Consider the following 13,541-nt stretch of genomic DNA (forward strand, 5'->3'; position numbering starts at 1 on the left):
CAGAGGAAAATGGGGTAGCGATGACTACGGTACGCGAACTGGTGACGCTGCTGCGTTACGAGGTGGATGAGTCTGGGCTGAAAAAGTACCAGCAGTCCTATCAAGCGGCCCAGGCCGCCATGGGTGCGGCCAGTGCGAAGACTGTTCGGGCCATGCGCCAGGCAGTCGTCGGCGCCGGTGTGCACCCAAGTGTATGGGCGCCGCGTCCGATGCCTGCGCCTGTAGTGTCTCAGCGTCCGCCGGCTCCTCTCGCGCCGGCTGTCAGCGCGCCGACGCCGGCAGTGCCTCGCGCTGCGCCGCAGGCGCCCCGCATGCCCGTGTATACCGCACGGCGCGGGCGGCCTGTGTCCTTCCCCGTGGACGCGTCCGGCGCGCGTGGCAAGTTTTCGCAGATCCAGGGTGCGTATAACGGCCTCATGGGGCGCGTGCGGGCCGGGTTGCATACCGTGCGCGAGGTCGGTATTGGAACGTGGCAGGGTATCCGCCTGGGGATCCAGGACGCGCGCCAAGCGCAGGACCGTATGACGCGGGCGCAATGGCAGGGCGTGCGCGCAATCAAGGAGCAGCAGAGCGCGTTTTCCGGACTGCGAGGGATCATCAGCGCGGTTCTAGGCGTTTCCTTGGTCAAGCGGATCTTTGGCGGTATCGACGCGTGGGGCCAGATGGAAGCGCGGATGCGGCAGGCTACTGCCTCGGCGCAAGAATATGCCGAGGTGGACAAGGACCTGGCGCGGATCTCCCGCGTTTCGTACAAGTCCTACGCCGACAACGCGGAACTGTTCGTGCGCACCCGGCGCACGATGGCCGATCTTGGCAAGACGACTCAGGACACGATTGACGTGACTGAAAGCTTGTCGCTGGGCATGGCGCTTTCCAGCACTAAGGCGCAGGACCAAGAATCAGTCATTTCTTCGCTGACCAAAGCCATCATGCAGGGCAAGGTCGGCATGGACGAGTACAGCACGCTTATGCGTGCGGCGCCGCGCCTGCAGGTTGCCCTGGCCGATGGACTGGGCATCACGACGGCCATGCTTTTGGAGCAGGTGAAAGCGGGCAAAGTGACGACGGATCGGTTCCTGCCGGCGCTGCAAACGCAGTTGGCCAAGATGCGAATCGAGGCCGAGAGCATGCCGGTTACCGTCGCGGACGCCATGACGGTGTGGAATGACGCATTTGATCGGTTCTTCGGCAAGACTCTGACGGCTGGGCGCACGGTGGTGCTTGGCGTGACCAAGTCGATCGAGTTCATGGCCGATCACATCGCCACGTTGGTCAAACTTCTCGCGCTCACGGGCGCGACCTGGGGCCTGGTCAAGTTGCGCGGCTGGTTGCGGCTGGCCACGTTTCAATCGGGCGGGCTGACGCGATCACTGATCGGCGCCGCTAGGGCTGCGATCGGGCTGGATAGCGCCATGGCATTGCGCCGCGGCCCTGCTGGCGCTCTTCGAATGCTTGCCCTCTGGCGTCGGTCGCTGGCGCCGTTGTTGCGCATGGCCGCGGTCCTCACCACCATTTACCTGATTGGCGACGACATTGCCGGTTGGCTGCGTGGTGATATTTCTGTGACCGGTGAACTGATCGGCCGCGTGGAGGAATGGCGCGAGGAGATCGACGCGGTAAGAGCTGTTCTGGTCGATGTGAAGGACTTGCTCGGTGGCGCAGGCCAAGAGTTGGAGCCGTGGATCAAGAAGTGGGGAACGGTGTCCGTGCTCGCCTACGGCCTGTGGAAAATTCTGTCACCCGTTCGCGGGTTGATCATGTTCCTCGCCCGTACGGCGGTGCCACTCCTATGGCGGGCTTTTGCAATGACGCCCATCGGCCGGATCGTCACGGGCGTCGTCCTGCTCGCGACTACGCTCTGGGAAATCTGGAAAAACTGGGATCAGATCAAAGCCCGCATCGCGGCGTCGTGGGAAGCACTGAAGGCCAAGGTGAAGGGGACATTCCTGGAACCGGTGTTGCAGTACTTCGAAGAGCTTTGGGCCTTTTGGGCGAAGATTTTTAAGGGTGTCATCGCAGGGTTCAAGGGTGATTGGGACGGCGCAATAAAGCACTGGCGCGAGGCGTTCACCGGTGTCTGGACCTATTTTGACGACATCGGCGGCAAGATGATCGCCAAAATCAAGGAAATCGGCGGGGCAATTCAGACCTGGATTAACGACAAGGTCGAGGCCGCCAAAAATTGGTTCAAGGGGCTGCTGCCCCCGGACGCTGACGAGGAAACCCGGGCAATCATGACGGGTCGCCGGCGCGCACCCTCTTTGGTAGACAAGCCGGCGTTCAGTGCGCTGATCAACGGTGGCACATTGCCAATCGTCTCTAGCGGAACGGTCGCGCAAGCCGGCGTTTCCGCAGGGCGCGGTGCGGTGAAGGTCGAGAACCACACGGACATCACCGTGAACGCTCCGAATTCCAATCCGGACAGCGTGGCGAATGCAACGCAACGCGGTATGAACGTCGGACGCCAGCGCACGGTCGACGCCATGTCGCGGTTTTTCGTCACCGGGGTTGAAGAGGGCCGGTAAAGAAGGGGCTGAGCATGAGCTTTGTGGCAATGATTTTTGGCTGGAATGGCGGCACCAGCATCGGCGCGGTGCCGCTGGACGCGCTGGTGAGTGAGAAGACGTCACTCAACAGTCGCGCCACCGACTACGCCGTTGAAGATGGCCCGCCTGTGACTGACCATGTGGTGCAGGAATCGGAATTGTTGACCCTTGATGGCTGGGTCACAGCAGCGGAGGTGTCACTGCTCGGGGGGCTTGTGGAAGGCGCTGTCAGTGCGCTTCGCACCGGCGGTTCGCTAGGGGGACTTTCCGCAAAGGCAGGCCGTTCCAAGCTGATCAGCGCAAAAGACGCGCTGCGCAAGATCCACGCGGACCGACTGCCCATCACCGTGACGACCGGGTTGGACGTGTACGTGGACGTGGTCATGGAGCGATGTGAGATCGGCCGGACCAATGAGGGCGGGGACCGATTCGAAATATCCGCTGATTTCAAACGGATCCGCAAGGTGACATTGCGGCAGGCTGACATTCCTCCTGAGAAAACCTCGGGCAGCGCCACCGGCAAAGCTGGACAGACCAAGGCCAACGCCGGCAAGACCAACGGTGTCGAGGCGACGCCGAAGCAAAAGACGGATTTCAGCAAAATGACGGGGTGGGGCGAATGATAGTCATGCCAGTGCTGGACGCGAATGACAGCCTCACCGAGGTGGAGTTGAATGGCCTGACCTACTTCCTGCGCCTGTCCTGGAATAGCGAGGCCGAGTTGTGGGTTCTCGCGGTTGAGAACGCCTACAACGAGGTCATCGTCGCGGGCGTGGCGGTGGTGCCCGACACTCCACTGCTCGCCGGCTATCGGCATTTGGATGTGCCGGCGGGAGAACTGGTGGCGCTGGCACCGGACCGGCGCGACACGGTAAGCCGGGCGGCGTTGCCGGCGGGCGATGTCGCGCTCATTTACGTCGACGCGGAGGAAATCGCTGATGGCCAGGTTTAACCGTGTCTACCGGCTCCTTGTGGGCAAAGGCGGCGCAAAAGGCCTGGAAATTCTGCCTCCGATTCGGATGACATTCGATATTTCGAAGGATGCCGATGAGGAGCCGAACGATCACACAATCTGCATATATAACCTGGCGGCCGCCACCCGTAAGGCGCTGGAAGAGCCAGATTTGCGATGCGTCTTGTACGCGGGCTACGCGGAGGAGGGCGGGCCGCTGCTGATGGCGTCCGGCAGTGTGGTCTTTGCGTACACGAGGTTCGAACAGCCTGACGTGGTGACCGAGCTGATCGTGAAGGACGGATTTGCCGAAGTTCGAGACACCGCTGTATCCATAGGCCTGGGGCCAGGCGCGCAGGCGAGCGTCATCATTCGGGATATTGCCCGCCAAATGGGTCTGCCTCTCGTGATGGCCGATGATGTCCCGGACCGGCGCTGGCAGCAGGGTTTCTCTTTCTATGGAGCTGCGCGTACGGCGCTGCACAAGGTCACCCAGGGTACCGGCCTTGAATGGTCGATCCAGAATCAGCAGCTTCAGGTTGTGCAGCGTCGAGGCACTACGCGGCGCCAGGCCGTGGTGTTGGCCGCCGACACTGGGCTGCTGGGGTATCCGGAGCGCACGCGCGAGGCGGCGCGGGAAAAGGCGAAGGTCAAGGACAAATCCACCGGTGATGACGTCAACCTGGTCAGCGCGCGCCAGCAACGCGACGGCTGGCGGGTGACGTCTTTGCTGTTGCCAACCATCAATCCGGGCGACCTGGTCAAGCTGGAGAGCCGGTCGGTGGAGGCATTCCAGCGCGTCGAGGCCGTGCGGCACACCGGTGACAGCGAGGGCGGGGACTGGCAAACCGAACTGGAACTGGTGGACAGGTCGGCGCCGCCGAGGAAGAAGGGTTAGACATGAGCAACATGATCAAGATGATGCGCGCGGTGATCGCGTCCGAGCTCGCCGAAGTCTACACAACTCTGCCGGGTGAGGTGGTTGCCTACGACGGGACATTCGTGACGGCGCGGCCGGCACTAGCCAAGCGCCTGGCCAACGGCGAGGCCCTGGCACCGCCCCAGGTCGTCCGCGTGCCGGTGTGCTGGCCCGTAGGCGATGTGAATGGCGCGCAGGCACTTATCTCGGTGCCGCTGAAACCCGGTGACGCGGTGAAGCTGTCGTTCTCTGCGCGCGCGCTGGAGAACTGGCTGGCGGGCGACAACGGGCCGCCCGACGATCCCCGGCAGTTCGACTTGTCTGACGCCTTCGCATCGCCATTGGTTCGTCCAGGCACGATGGCGGCCGATACCGAAAACGTCAGCATTCAGTACGGGCCGGCGACGATGAAGCTGTCGCCCTCCGGCGACCTTACATTCCAGGTCAAAACCTGGACGGTTCAAGCCCAGCAAACAACTTTCAACACGCCGCTGACCGTCAATGGCCCGCTGCTCTATACGCAGGGCATGGCAGGCGAGGGCGGCGAAGGCGGGGCATCCATGCGGATCCGCGGCGGTGTGGCCTATGAAGGCGGCGCGATCACACACAACGGCAAGAACATCGGCGACAGCCACCGTCACCCTTATGCCGGCGGAATCACGGAGGGCCCCACCTGATGGCTTTGGATCTCGCACTTGCGTCCGATCACGACTTGGACGTGGACTTGCTCGGTCGCACATCCTTCGTGGATGGCGCCGACCGGATCGCGCAACAGGTGAAGGTCACGCTGCTGGCATTTATGGGCGAGTGGTTCCTCGATACGACGTTCGGCGTGCCGTATCTGCAGGACATTTTGGTCAAGGCACCCGACCGCGCGAGTATCGAAGGAATTCTTCGCTCCCGAATCAAGGCCGTGCCCGGAGTGGAGCGTGTTCGTAGCCTGGATCTTCAGATCGAACGGCAACTGCGCGTCCTTCGCGTCGCCTTTGACGCCGACACGACGGCGGGGCGACTTCAACGGGTTGTCGAGCTGGGCACCCCCTAAACCATTTCTATTGAGGTATCTATGGCCTACGGTGTAACGCCGGATGGGTTCGTGCGCCCGCGGCTGCCCGAAATCCGGCAGGAGATCGTGGCGGACTTGCGCGCACGTATGCAAGCGGCCGGCTTTGGCGGGACAGTAGAAACCCGCCCTGACAGCGTGACGGGTCTTTTGATCGACACCTTTGCCGAACGCGAAGCTGCGCTATGGGAGCAAGCCGAGGGCGTCTATTACGCCATGTACCCCGGTTCAGCGACCGGTATTTCTTTGGACCGGGCGGTGTCTTTCACCGGCGTATCGCGGTACCGCGACGAGGCATCGCGTGCATACGTGGTCTTGTACGGATCGGCGGGAACATCGGTGCCGGCCGGCGCACAGATCCGCCATCGGGTAAGCCAGAATCTTTGGGCGATCGCGAGCGAGACACCAATCCTCCCTGGTGCGGCCGCCGATATCACGCTTAAGCCTGAAGTCGCCCCGAACACCGAATACCGGATCTCGATCGACGGCGCTCCCTACGTCTACGCCACGGGGCCGACGGCCAATCTGCCACAGGTGCTTGCCGGCCTGGTCGCCGCGCTTTCTCCCAGCGGCTTTGAAGTGTCGAGCGATGGTGTCGTTGTGCGGATCCAAACTGACGGACGAGTGGCGGCGGCATTTAGCTGGTCTGCGTCGATCGCATTAATCCAGCTCGGCTCGCCCGCCCTGGCGTTCACATTGCAGGCTTCCACGGAAGGCGCGGCAGAGGGCGACTTGGATGGAATCGTGACACAGGTCGATGGTTGGAGTGCTGTCTCGAATCTCCAGGCGGGTGTGGCGGGGCGATTGGCAGAGAACGGCGCAGAATTACGCGCGCGCTATTCGACGGGCCTGTTCAGACTAGGCGCGGCGACCCTGCCGAGCATTGCGCCCAATGTCCGGGATCGAGTCGCAGGGGTGCGCACGGTCAAGGTGTTCATGAACAATACCGACGTGGCCGACCAGCTAGGACGACCGCCTCATAGTGTGCATGTGGTGGCAGACGGCGGCCTTGACGATGAAGTCGCGGAAGCGATATTTCGGGTGGTCGCCGCGGGGATTGATACCTATGGGCAGCATCTCGTCGTGGTTCGAGACGACGAGGGCGCCGAGCATCCCATCCGGTTTGATCGGCCGGAGCGTGTGTACGTCTGGGTGCGCTGCGTGACCACACTACTGCCGCCGTCGGAGCAAGCGTTCCCGCCGGGTGGACTCAAGGAAATCGCGGACAACTTGGCCGCCGCCGGCGAGGCATTCGTCATTGGTGAGGACGTCATATTGCAGCGGCTGTACGGCGCCATTTATCGCACCGCGGGCCTAGCCTCGGTCGACCTGCGGTTGGCGCATTCGACCAGCGCCGCCTTCGTGCCCCAGCCTACCGATTTCGCCGCGGCAAACATCAGCATCCAGGATTTCCAGGTTGCCGCATTCGACCTGTCACGAATCGAGGTGATCTGATGGACCTTCGCCAAGATCACGCGGGCGTCGCCTGGGGACACTGGTTGGGGCAGTTCCAGGCAAAGCCACGCCTGCAGGCGCTGGTGAAGGCGCTACTCAAGCCGGCCGAAGGCATCCAGGGCGCGCTGCGGGCGCTTTATGAAGACCGCTGGCTGGATACGGCAGTCGGCAGGCAACTGGATGGTATCGGCGAAATCGTCGGCCTGCCGCGCGTCATCGACGAGGCGATCTACATCCAGTTCTTCGGATTCCAGGGGCAGCCGAATGTCGGGGGCTTCGGGCAAGCGCGGTTTCGTCGTGCCAATGAAAACCCCGTTGCGGGGTCTGCCACGTTGCTGGATGCGGAGTACCGCAAGCTTCTGTACTGGAAGATCGCCCTGAACAATGGTCACGGTACGGCGCCAGAAATCGCCAGTTCGTTGAAGCCCATCTTCGATGTGGCGCGCGTGGTCGTGCAGAACGCCGGCAACGCAAAGATTCGGATCTGGGTGAGCCGGATTCCCGGCCCCAACGATCCGCTTATGGCCAACCCCTACAAGTGGGTGCCTCAAGCCGCCGGTGTCGGTGTGCAACTTATTACCGGCTCAACGGAGAAGCCATTCGGCTTTCGTGAGCAAGGTTTCTATGGCTTTGGCGTCGGCGTGCTGGCGCGAGGAATTTGACTATGGCTGATCCCACCTTTTTCGAACTGTTCAAGTCCACTTGGGCGCAAAACGGCCTGACTGAAGGCATTACCGACCTTCAATACAAAACCGGCTGGGCTTACATCGGATCCGTGCCGCCGTCGGTCGAGCAATTCAATAAGGTCCAGCAGGTCACCGATGAGCGGCTGGCCTGGCTGTATCAGCAGCTTGAAGGTTTGGCGGCGGTGACGGGTCGGCCATTGGTCGCCACCAGCTCGGACGCGCTCAGCTATGCGCAGCAGAACCTAAATGCCAGCAATCTGACGTCCGGCACGGTTCCCGTCGCGCGGTTGTCGGGTACGGCGTCGTCACTTACCTCCGGGGCCGCCGCGAAATGGGTAACGGCGCGCACAATCGCCGCGAGCGGTGACGCCACTGGTTCGACGACATTCGACGGTTCGGCCAACGCATCCCTGTCATTGACCCTGGCGGCCAGCGGCGTTACCGCGGGCACCTATGGGAACGCCAACGCCTTGCCGACGTTCACCGTCGATGCTAAAGGCCGCGTGTCGGCCGCCGGCGAGGTGGCGCTTGGCAACGCAGCCACCGCGACGAAGCTGGCCACGACGCGCCAGTTCTCTGTAACGGGGGGAGCGACAGCGGCTGGCGTGAGCTTCGACGGATCGGGCAGCGTCGCTCTGGATGTGACAGCGCTAGATGTGTCCAAAGCTACAGCCGGCACGTTGCCTGTGGCACGGGGCGGCACCGGATTGGGCACCGTAGCCGCTGGCTCGTACTTAATGGGCGCAGGCGCCGACAGTTTGGTCCAGCGGACGCCGGCTCAAGTGTTCAGCGATATTGGTGTTTCCCAAGCCATTGCGGCTTACGTCGAGGGCAGCTTCCCCCGGATTTATTCGATTGCGGCGCTGCCTGCCACCAACGTCGGCCCGATTCTGGTGGCGGAAGCTGCCGAGGTGTGGATCTGGGTGGCCACCAGCTTTTTTACCGGCTACCGGTCTCCTCTTTGTGGCCGCCCGCTTGACGGTCATACGGTGGCTCCATTGGTCAACGAGATAGATGCTGTGGGAGGCGTCCTCCTGAAAGCGGCCTATGCCGGCCTCTGGGGCTATGCCCAAGAAAATGGCCTTGTAGTCACGCAGGCGAACTGGGAGGCGCGGAGAGGCGGCCACTACTTCGTCAATGTGGACGAGAACACGTTTCGCGTTCCAGACCTGCGCGACATGTTCCGTCGTTTCACTGGGACTGACGCTGACACTGCAAATGCGAGAGTGTTGGGCAGCAGGCAAGGTGATGGATTGCGCAGCCATCTGCACACTTTGCCTAATGCCACCTGGGACGCGTTCAGCGGAACGTCGTCTATGGGCTCCGCTAGCGGTTCATCGGGCACTGTCATAAGTCGTTCGACCACGTCTGCTGGTGGTGCTGAAACCCGGCCGGTGAACGTTGCTTACCACCCGCGCATCCATGCTTGATGTCTGCCTCACTGCAAATGCAAGGGCATTGGGTTCTAAGCAATCCGACCAGTTTCGAAGCCACGGCCACGCGCAGAACGCGGCCACGCTGGACCGGAGCGGCAATGCCAATGCTGCGGGCGGCACGCTGCTGGCTGTGCGCAATCTCGGGGAGGGCTTAACTACCTTGGCTACAGGCGGGGCAGAAACCCGGCCGATGAACACGGCGTATCACCCGAGGATCCACGCCTAGATCACGCATGAATGCGAGGGTTGTAGGCAACGTTCACGCCGCGCGTTTCCGCGCCGCCGGAAGCAAGGGTGACCCCGCCGCTCGGGCTTCCGCCCGAGCGGCCGACATCATTAGCATTGGGCGTTGCGCTCGTTTGCAAATTGCTGGGGCCTGCTGTGAGCGTATGGGCGTGGCTACGCAGGCTGTCACCCTGGCGGCTTCCGAGTGTCCTCGCATTTGCAGTGAGGCGGACGTCATGCATGGATCCTTGGGTGAAACGCCACGTTTTTGCCACGGCTTTCGCTCGATGTACGGGCTACTCGGGACGCATCGAACGTGAGGGTGTTCTGGGACAAGCCGGTTCCTACCAGCAACCGCGAAGCGCCCGTGGTCCCGGATGCAACCGTTACGTTGAAGGGGCCACTGGGTGCGTTCAGAATGGGTGCCCCGCCAGAATCATCAGGCCGAAACTGGAACTGGCCAGCGATGTTCTGCAGGGCATCGGCCTGTCGGCTTCCCAACCCTCTCGCATTTGCAGTGCAAATTCCATTTACTAGGAGATCAGTATGCAGAAAGACGTATTTCAGACTGGCGACGACGGTCTTTATCTGTACAAGTCCGTCGCCAATGAGCTGGCGTTTACGCCGCGCGTGTTCAACATCCCCTATGGTGCTTACGAGGATGTGCCGCCGGAACCGCACGCAGGAAAATGGCCGCGACGAGTAGGCGAGGCTTGGATCATGGTCGACGACTATCGAACTACACCATTGTGGGTGGTGGAGACTGGCGCGCCGTACTCTGTCGGTGCCGAGCATGACGGCGCTGGCGGCAAAGTTAGCTACCCGGGTTGGGGCACGCTGCCGGCTTGGCTGACCACGGACGAGCCGCCGCGACCAGCTGAAGTGGATTCGAACGAGACTTAGGTTCTACGCCGCCAGAGGCAGAGCCTCCGCCTCGATATCGCGCTCACGGCGCATTTCTTCCAGTTGGCGCCGGCCCAATGGGCTGCGAACCAGCTTCTGGGCTAACTCTCGGCCGTGTGGGTGGTAGTAGCGCAGCAGCATTCGAGTGTCCACGTTGCCATTGACCTTGGCCAGCTCATGAATCTGGAACACCGTGGCGAGCTGCGAGGTGCCTTCGTGCCGAAGGTCGTGAAATCGCAGGTCGCGGAAGTATGCGGTGTTCGGCCGGCGACCATAACGTCGACACATATTTTCATAGCACAAGCGAGCGCGCCGCCGTGCGCGAATGAAGGCGCGCGTGACTGAGCCCGGCTGCATTGTGAAGATGCGGCCACGCAGGGGCTTGCCGGTGACCCACCGTCGCAGAGCCTCGCGCGCGCGTGGCTCTGCGGAACATTTCGCGCACGCCCATTTTTTGTATGTGGCAGGTGCACCACTCCGTGCATGAGGTCCAGGTGTTCGCGCACGATGCCGACCACCTCGGAGCGGCGCATGCCGGTTTCTTTGGCGACAGTGAGGATGGTGGGTAGCTCGATCGACCGGGTGGCGCGGATGATCCATTCCAGCTCCTTGCGGGGGCAGTGGTCTTCGGAGACGCCGCGCAATGTGATGCGGTCGAACAGCCGGCGGTCGCGCGCGTCGTCCACCGCTGGCCGACGCACCAACTGCACCGGATTGGCCAACTGGTCGAAACCCCAGTCTTTCCGGATCACCGTATAGACGTGGGACAGGAAGGCCATCCGCCGTACGACGGTGGCGGGCGCCTTGTCCTTCAGCCACTCGTCTCGCAGTTCGGTTAGGTCTGAGCTGCGAATCCGGTCAACCGGCCGGATGGCCAGGCGCGTAGCGCGCCAAACGCGCGCGATGGACTGTTCCGCCGCGTGGCCCTTCTTTGTGGATGAAACCTCGGCCAGATAGCGCGTCAGCGCTTCAGCCAAGGTAGGCGTGGATTTGCGGCGGGGCTGACGGCGGGACCAAGGTTTCATGGGCAAAAGGCCCGAGTTGTAACGCACATCCGTTTTTCTTGTTTTTTACTTTGCCCGCATGTGCGGGCTTTTTTTCGTCTTCAGGGGACGTTATGAACGATTGGGAAAGAACGCTTGCATGGCTGGCCGGCGTCGGCGCGTTGGTCGCAGTGGGCCGCGCACTAACGAACAAGGAGGCACTGTCATGGCGCGTAGTGGTCGGGCGCGTGATCCTCGGCAGTGCGCTGTCGACGGTCGTGACGCTGCTCTTGATTCCGTATCCGGATGCGCCCAAGCCCGTGTTAGTGGGGGCAGCCGCGGCCATGGGAATTTTGGGCGAGCAAGTTCTGGAGTTGGCGGTGCGCCGGCTCATCTCGTTCAAGCTGGGAGGTGACCCGAAATGAGCCAGTTCCAACTTTCGCAGCGAAGCCTGACACGACTCATCGGTGTGCACCCTGACCTTGTCGAAATCGTCAAACTGGCAATTCAGCGCACCACCGTCGATTTCATGGTGGTGGAGGGCGTCCGGACGCTGGCGCAGCAGCGCGAGTACGTGACCAAGGGCGCCAGCCAAACGATGAGCAGCTACCACCTGCCGCAGGCAGATGGCTTCGGCCACGCCGTCGACCTGGCGCCGCTGGTGCGCGGCGCGATTCCCTGGAACGATTGGCAGGCCTTCGCCGATCTGGCCGACGTGGTCAAGGCATGCGCCGCAGAGCTTGGCGTGCCGGTGGAGTGGGGCGGTGGATGGAAGTCGTTCAAGGACGGCCCGCATTTCCAGATCCCGCGCGATTGGAAGGGGCGGACATGATCGCCGCGCTTGTGAAGTCGCTGGGTGGGTGGAAAGGCTACGCCGCAACGGCGCTGGCCAGCGCGCTTGTAGCTGGTAGCGGTGTCTGGAAAGTGCAGAGCTGGCGGTCTGCGGCCGAAATCGCTGAGATGCGAGCCGATCAGTCGGACCGCGTCGCTGATTCGCAGCGCCAGGCGCGCGAGATCCTTGAGCGGCGCGTGGCCGAAGTCGGTCAGATTAACGAACGGAATGCCAAGGCCGAATGGGTCGCTTATGGGGGGATGCGCAATGCGCAAGTACAGGATGACGGCCTACGGGCTGATGTTGATGCTGGGCGCCAGCGGTTGCGCGTCAGTGCCGTCTGTCCCAGCAACAGCAGCGGAGTGCCCGCAGCCGGCGCCGCCGCCCGCCTGGGTGATGGAACCCGCCCCGAACTTGATCCTGCTGCTCGATCGGATTATTTCGCCCTCCGGGCTGGAATCCAGCGAGTGACTGCGCAGCTTGCTGCATGTCAGGCCAGGCTCCGCTAAGTCTCAGTACTTGAGCCGATCCAGGTTCTGAAGTCGCTTATGGCTACTACGTACTACTACGCAACGCGAGGAGGACTCAAAAAAAATGCCCCACCCCCTATAGGGAAGGGGGCGAGAGCCCGTACGCGAACCGGCAGACTCGCCTGCGGGCGGCAGAATTTACCACAGGCCTCTGGCCGATCCCCGATTTTTTTTGGAAATTCGCCAGGACAGCCCTCCTGACCATTTGAGGATCCGGAGTGCGCTACAGTCACTCAAAGTCTGGTAGGTTTTTTCGCTTAACCACCCGAGTTCCCAGGCCCTCATCTTAAGGCGGCGTTCTATGAGCGTCTCTCGAGCCTGGCCAGTCAAGGCACCGGCGCGATAGTAAGGGCAATCCCACAAGCTCAATCCAGCTCGGGCAGCTACTGCTCCCTCTTCCTGAATGTCGGGGCGCATTTCAGTGGCTCCGTTTGTGTTTCAAACTCACGCCGCTGGAACGTCCCCATTCTCGTTTCGCTTTCGCTTTTCAGGCGGCCTATGAGCCACGGTGACTGCGACGGTTCCGTCTGGCAGTCTGTACTTGCCATCGGCCAGCCAAATAACAGGCTCTCCTGTGGGAAGCGTGCATATGTATTGATGGGTCGGCGCTTCGCTCCCATTGCGTGTCACGGCCAGCCTCCTTTCAATGCGGCACGTTGAACGATCTGGAAGCTTTACGATTACATCAGACAGTCGTGAGCCACTAACCATTGCGAGTTCCTCCCGCAGTCATGGGATTTGCAATAGCAACATCAACGATCAAAAATTGGATTCCGGACCCGCGTACGGCATGCCAAGCACAGAGCAGAACTACGGGCACACATCATTCTTCCGGCAGCGAGAGTCGCCGGATATCAGATGGATATCCGATCGGAGCCAGGATCTGCTCTAGAAGGAAAATTACCCGTCGGTCGTTGTGCGCGCAATTCGGGAACGCTCTGGCTGTCACAGTTTCGCAACAGTGAGCGACCGCTTCGTTCTGCGCTGCCTAGGGCATGCGCCCGCACGCGA

Annotated in this window: 15 protein-coding genes; 13 read left to right on the forward strand and 2 right to left on the reverse strand. The window is 62.0% G+C overall.

The genetic code is table 11. The features are described from left to right. The first annotated feature begins 20 nt into the window (after positions 1–20). From WBR68_RS08795 to WBR68_RS08840, 10 genes are all read left to right on the forward strand, one after another. Positions 21–2,525: a tape measure protein gene (locus tag WBR68_RS08795; RefSeq protein ID WP_230693976.1), complete on the forward strand. Its 2,505-nt coding sequence runs from the start codon at positions 21–23 to the stop codon at positions 2,523–2,525. A 14-nt stretch (positions 2,526–2,539) separates the two neighbouring features. Beyond that, complete coding sequence (locus tag WBR68_RS08800) at positions 2,540–3,169, forward strand: phage baseplate protein (protein WP_230693977.1); 630 nt, start codon at positions 2,540–2,542, stop codon at positions 3,167–3,169. 5 nt (positions 3,170–3,174) lie between these two features. Then, positions 3,175–3,498 (forward strand): phage baseplate plug family protein, encoded by a 324-nt coding sequence (locus WBR68_RS08805; RefSeq protein ID WP_230693978.1) that lies wholly within the window; start codon positions 3,175–3,177, stop codon positions 3,496–3,498. Next, a complete protein-coding gene (locus tag WBR68_RS08810) occupies positions 3,485–4,396 on the forward strand; it encodes a phage protein (RefSeq protein WP_230693979.1) in 912 nt (303 codons plus the stop codon). The genes WBR68_RS08805 and WBR68_RS08810 overlap by 14 nt, the downstream gene beginning before the upstream one ends. A 2-nt stretch (positions 4,397–4,398) precedes the next feature. Continuing rightward, the gene (locus tag WBR68_RS08815) at positions 4,399–5,094 is read left to right on the forward strand and encodes a Gp138 family membrane-puncturing spike protein (RefSeq protein WP_230693980.1); all 696 of its coding nucleotides are present in this window, start codon (positions 4,399–4,401) and stop codon (positions 5,092–5,094) included. Then, positions 5,094–5,462 (forward strand): hypothetical protein, encoded by a 369-nt coding sequence (locus WBR68_RS08820; RefSeq protein ID WP_230693981.1) that lies wholly within the window; start codon positions 5,094–5,096, stop codon positions 5,460–5,462. Before WBR68_RS08815 ends, WBR68_RS08820 begins: the two co-directional genes overlap by 1 nt. A gap of 21 nt (positions 5,463–5,483) precedes the next feature. After that, positions 5,484–6,935, forward strand: coding sequence for a hypothetical protein (locus tag WBR68_RS08825; protein ID WP_230693982.1), 1,452 nt, complete (start codon positions 5,484–5,486; stop codon positions 6,933–6,935). Further along, positions 6,935–7,597, forward strand: coding sequence for a DUF2612 domain-containing protein (locus tag WBR68_RS08830; RefSeq protein ID WP_230693983.1), 663 nt, complete (start codon positions 6,935–6,937; stop codon positions 7,595–7,597). The genes WBR68_RS08825 and WBR68_RS08830 overlap by 1 nt, the downstream gene beginning before the upstream one ends. Before the next feature lie 2 nt (positions 7,598–7,599). Then, positions 7,600–9,051 (forward strand): hypothetical protein, encoded by a 1,452-nt coding sequence (locus WBR68_RS08835; RefSeq protein ID WP_230693984.1) that lies wholly within the window; start codon positions 7,600–7,602, stop codon positions 9,049–9,051. Between the two features lie 777 nt (positions 9,052–9,828). Next, on the forward strand, positions 9,829–10,185 hold the full coding sequence (locus tag WBR68_RS08840; RefSeq protein WP_230693985.1) for a phage tail protein: 357 nt from the start codon (positions 9,829–9,831) through the stop codon (positions 10,183–10,185). Between the two features lie 101 nt (positions 10,186–10,286). Here WBR68_RS08840 and WBR68_RS08845 read toward each other — a convergent pair whose 3' ends face one another. Then, positions 10,287–11,210, reverse strand: a complete 924-nt coding sequence (locus tag WBR68_RS08845) for a tyrosine-type recombinase/integrase (RefSeq protein WP_230693986.1) — start codon at positions 11,208–11,210, stop codon at positions 10,287–10,289. A gap of 92 nt (positions 11,211–11,302) precedes the next feature. On the opposite strand from WBR68_RS08845, the gene WBR68_RS08850 reads away from it, so the two are divergent. Genes WBR68_RS08850 through WBR68_RS08860 form a run of 3 tightly spaced genes read left to right on the forward strand, consistent with a single transcriptional unit; the run spans position 11,303 to position 12,509 of the window. Beyond that, positions 11,303–11,593, forward strand: coding sequence for a phage holin family protein (locus tag WBR68_RS08850; protein ID WP_230693987.1), 291 nt, complete (start codon positions 11,303–11,305; stop codon positions 11,591–11,593). Beyond that, positions 11,590–12,000 (forward strand): M15 family metallopeptidase, encoded by a 411-nt coding sequence (locus tag WBR68_RS08855; protein WP_230693988.1) that lies wholly within the window; start codon positions 11,590–11,592, stop codon positions 11,998–12,000. The genes WBR68_RS08850 and WBR68_RS08855 overlap by 4 nt, the downstream gene beginning before the upstream one ends. Next, positions 11,997–12,509: a lysis system i-spanin subunit Rz gene (locus tag WBR68_RS08860; RefSeq protein WP_230693989.1), complete on the forward strand. Its 513-nt coding sequence runs from the start codon at positions 11,997–11,999 to the stop codon at positions 12,507–12,509. Before WBR68_RS08855 ends, WBR68_RS08860 begins: the two co-directional genes overlap by 4 nt. Before the next feature lie 159 nt (positions 12,510–12,668). Here WBR68_RS08860 and WBR68_RS08865 read toward each other — a convergent pair whose 3' ends face one another. Further along, positions 12,669–12,947 carry a CrpP-related protein gene (locus tag WBR68_RS08865; RefSeq protein WP_304505221.1) on the reverse strand — a complete coding sequence of 93 codons (279 nt, stop codon included), beginning with the start codon at positions 12,945–12,947 and terminating at the stop codon, positions 12,669–12,671. Between the last annotated feature and the right edge of the window lie 594 nt (positions 12,948–13,541).

It is taken from the genome of Achromobacter sp. JD-1 (assembly GCF_038594925.1).
In the GTDB taxonomy this organism is placed as follows: Bacteria; Pseudomonadota; Gammaproteobacteria; order Burkholderiales; family Burkholderiaceae_B; genus Achromobacter; species Achromobacter spanius_C.

Coding starts and splice junctions, on each gene's coding strand:
- WBR68_RS08795 (WP_230693976.1), top strand. CDS start 21: ATGACTACGGTACGCGAACTGGTGACGCTGCTGCGTTACGAGGTGGAT.
- WBR68_RS08800 (WP_230693977.1), top strand. CDS start 2,540: ATGAGCTTTGTGGCAATGATTTTTGGCTGGAATGGCGGCACCAGCATC.
- WBR68_RS08805 (WP_230693978.1), top strand. CDS start 3,175: ATGCCAGTGCTGGACGCGAATGACAGCCTCACCGAGGTGGAGTTGAAT.
- WBR68_RS08810 (WP_230693979.1), top strand. CDS start 3,485: ATGGCCAGGTTTAACCGTGTCTACCGGCTCCTTGTGGGCAAAGGCGGC.
- WBR68_RS08815 (WP_230693980.1), top strand. CDS start 4,399: ATGAGCAACATGATCAAGATGATGCGCGCGGTGATCGCGTCCGAGCTC.
- WBR68_RS08820 (WP_230693981.1), top strand. CDS start 5,094: ATGGCTTTGGATCTCGCACTTGCGTCCGATCACGACTTGGACGTGGAC.
- WBR68_RS08825 (WP_230693982.1), top strand. CDS start 5,484: ATGGCCTACGGTGTAACGCCGGATGGGTTCGTGCGCCCGCGGCTGCCC.
- WBR68_RS08830 (WP_230693983.1), top strand. CDS start 6,935: ATGGACCTTCGCCAAGATCACGCGGGCGTCGCCTGGGGACACTGGTTG.
- WBR68_RS08835 (WP_230693984.1), top strand. CDS start 7,600: ATGGCTGATCCCACCTTTTTCGAACTGTTCAAGTCCACTTGGGCGCAA.
- WBR68_RS08840 (WP_230693985.1), top strand. CDS start 9,829: ATGCAGAAAGACGTATTTCAGACTGGCGACGACGGTCTTTATCTGTAC.
- WBR68_RS08845 (WP_230693986.1), bottom strand. CDS start 11,210: ATGAAACCTTGGTCCCGCCGTCAGCCCCGCCGCAAATCCACGCCTACC.
- WBR68_RS08850 (WP_230693987.1), top strand. CDS start 11,303: ATGAACGATTGGGAAAGAACGCTTGCATGGCTGGCCGGCGTCGGCGCG.
- WBR68_RS08855 (WP_230693988.1), top strand. CDS start 11,590: ATGAGCCAGTTCCAACTTTCGCAGCGAAGCCTGACACGACTCATCGGT.
- WBR68_RS08860 (WP_230693989.1), top strand. CDS start 11,997: ATGATCGCCGCGCTTGTGAAGTCGCTGGGTGGGTGGAAAGGCTACGCC.
- WBR68_RS08865 (WP_304505221.1), bottom strand. CDS start 12,947: ATGCGCCCCGACATTCAGGAAGAGGGAGCAGTAGCTGCCCGAGCTGGA.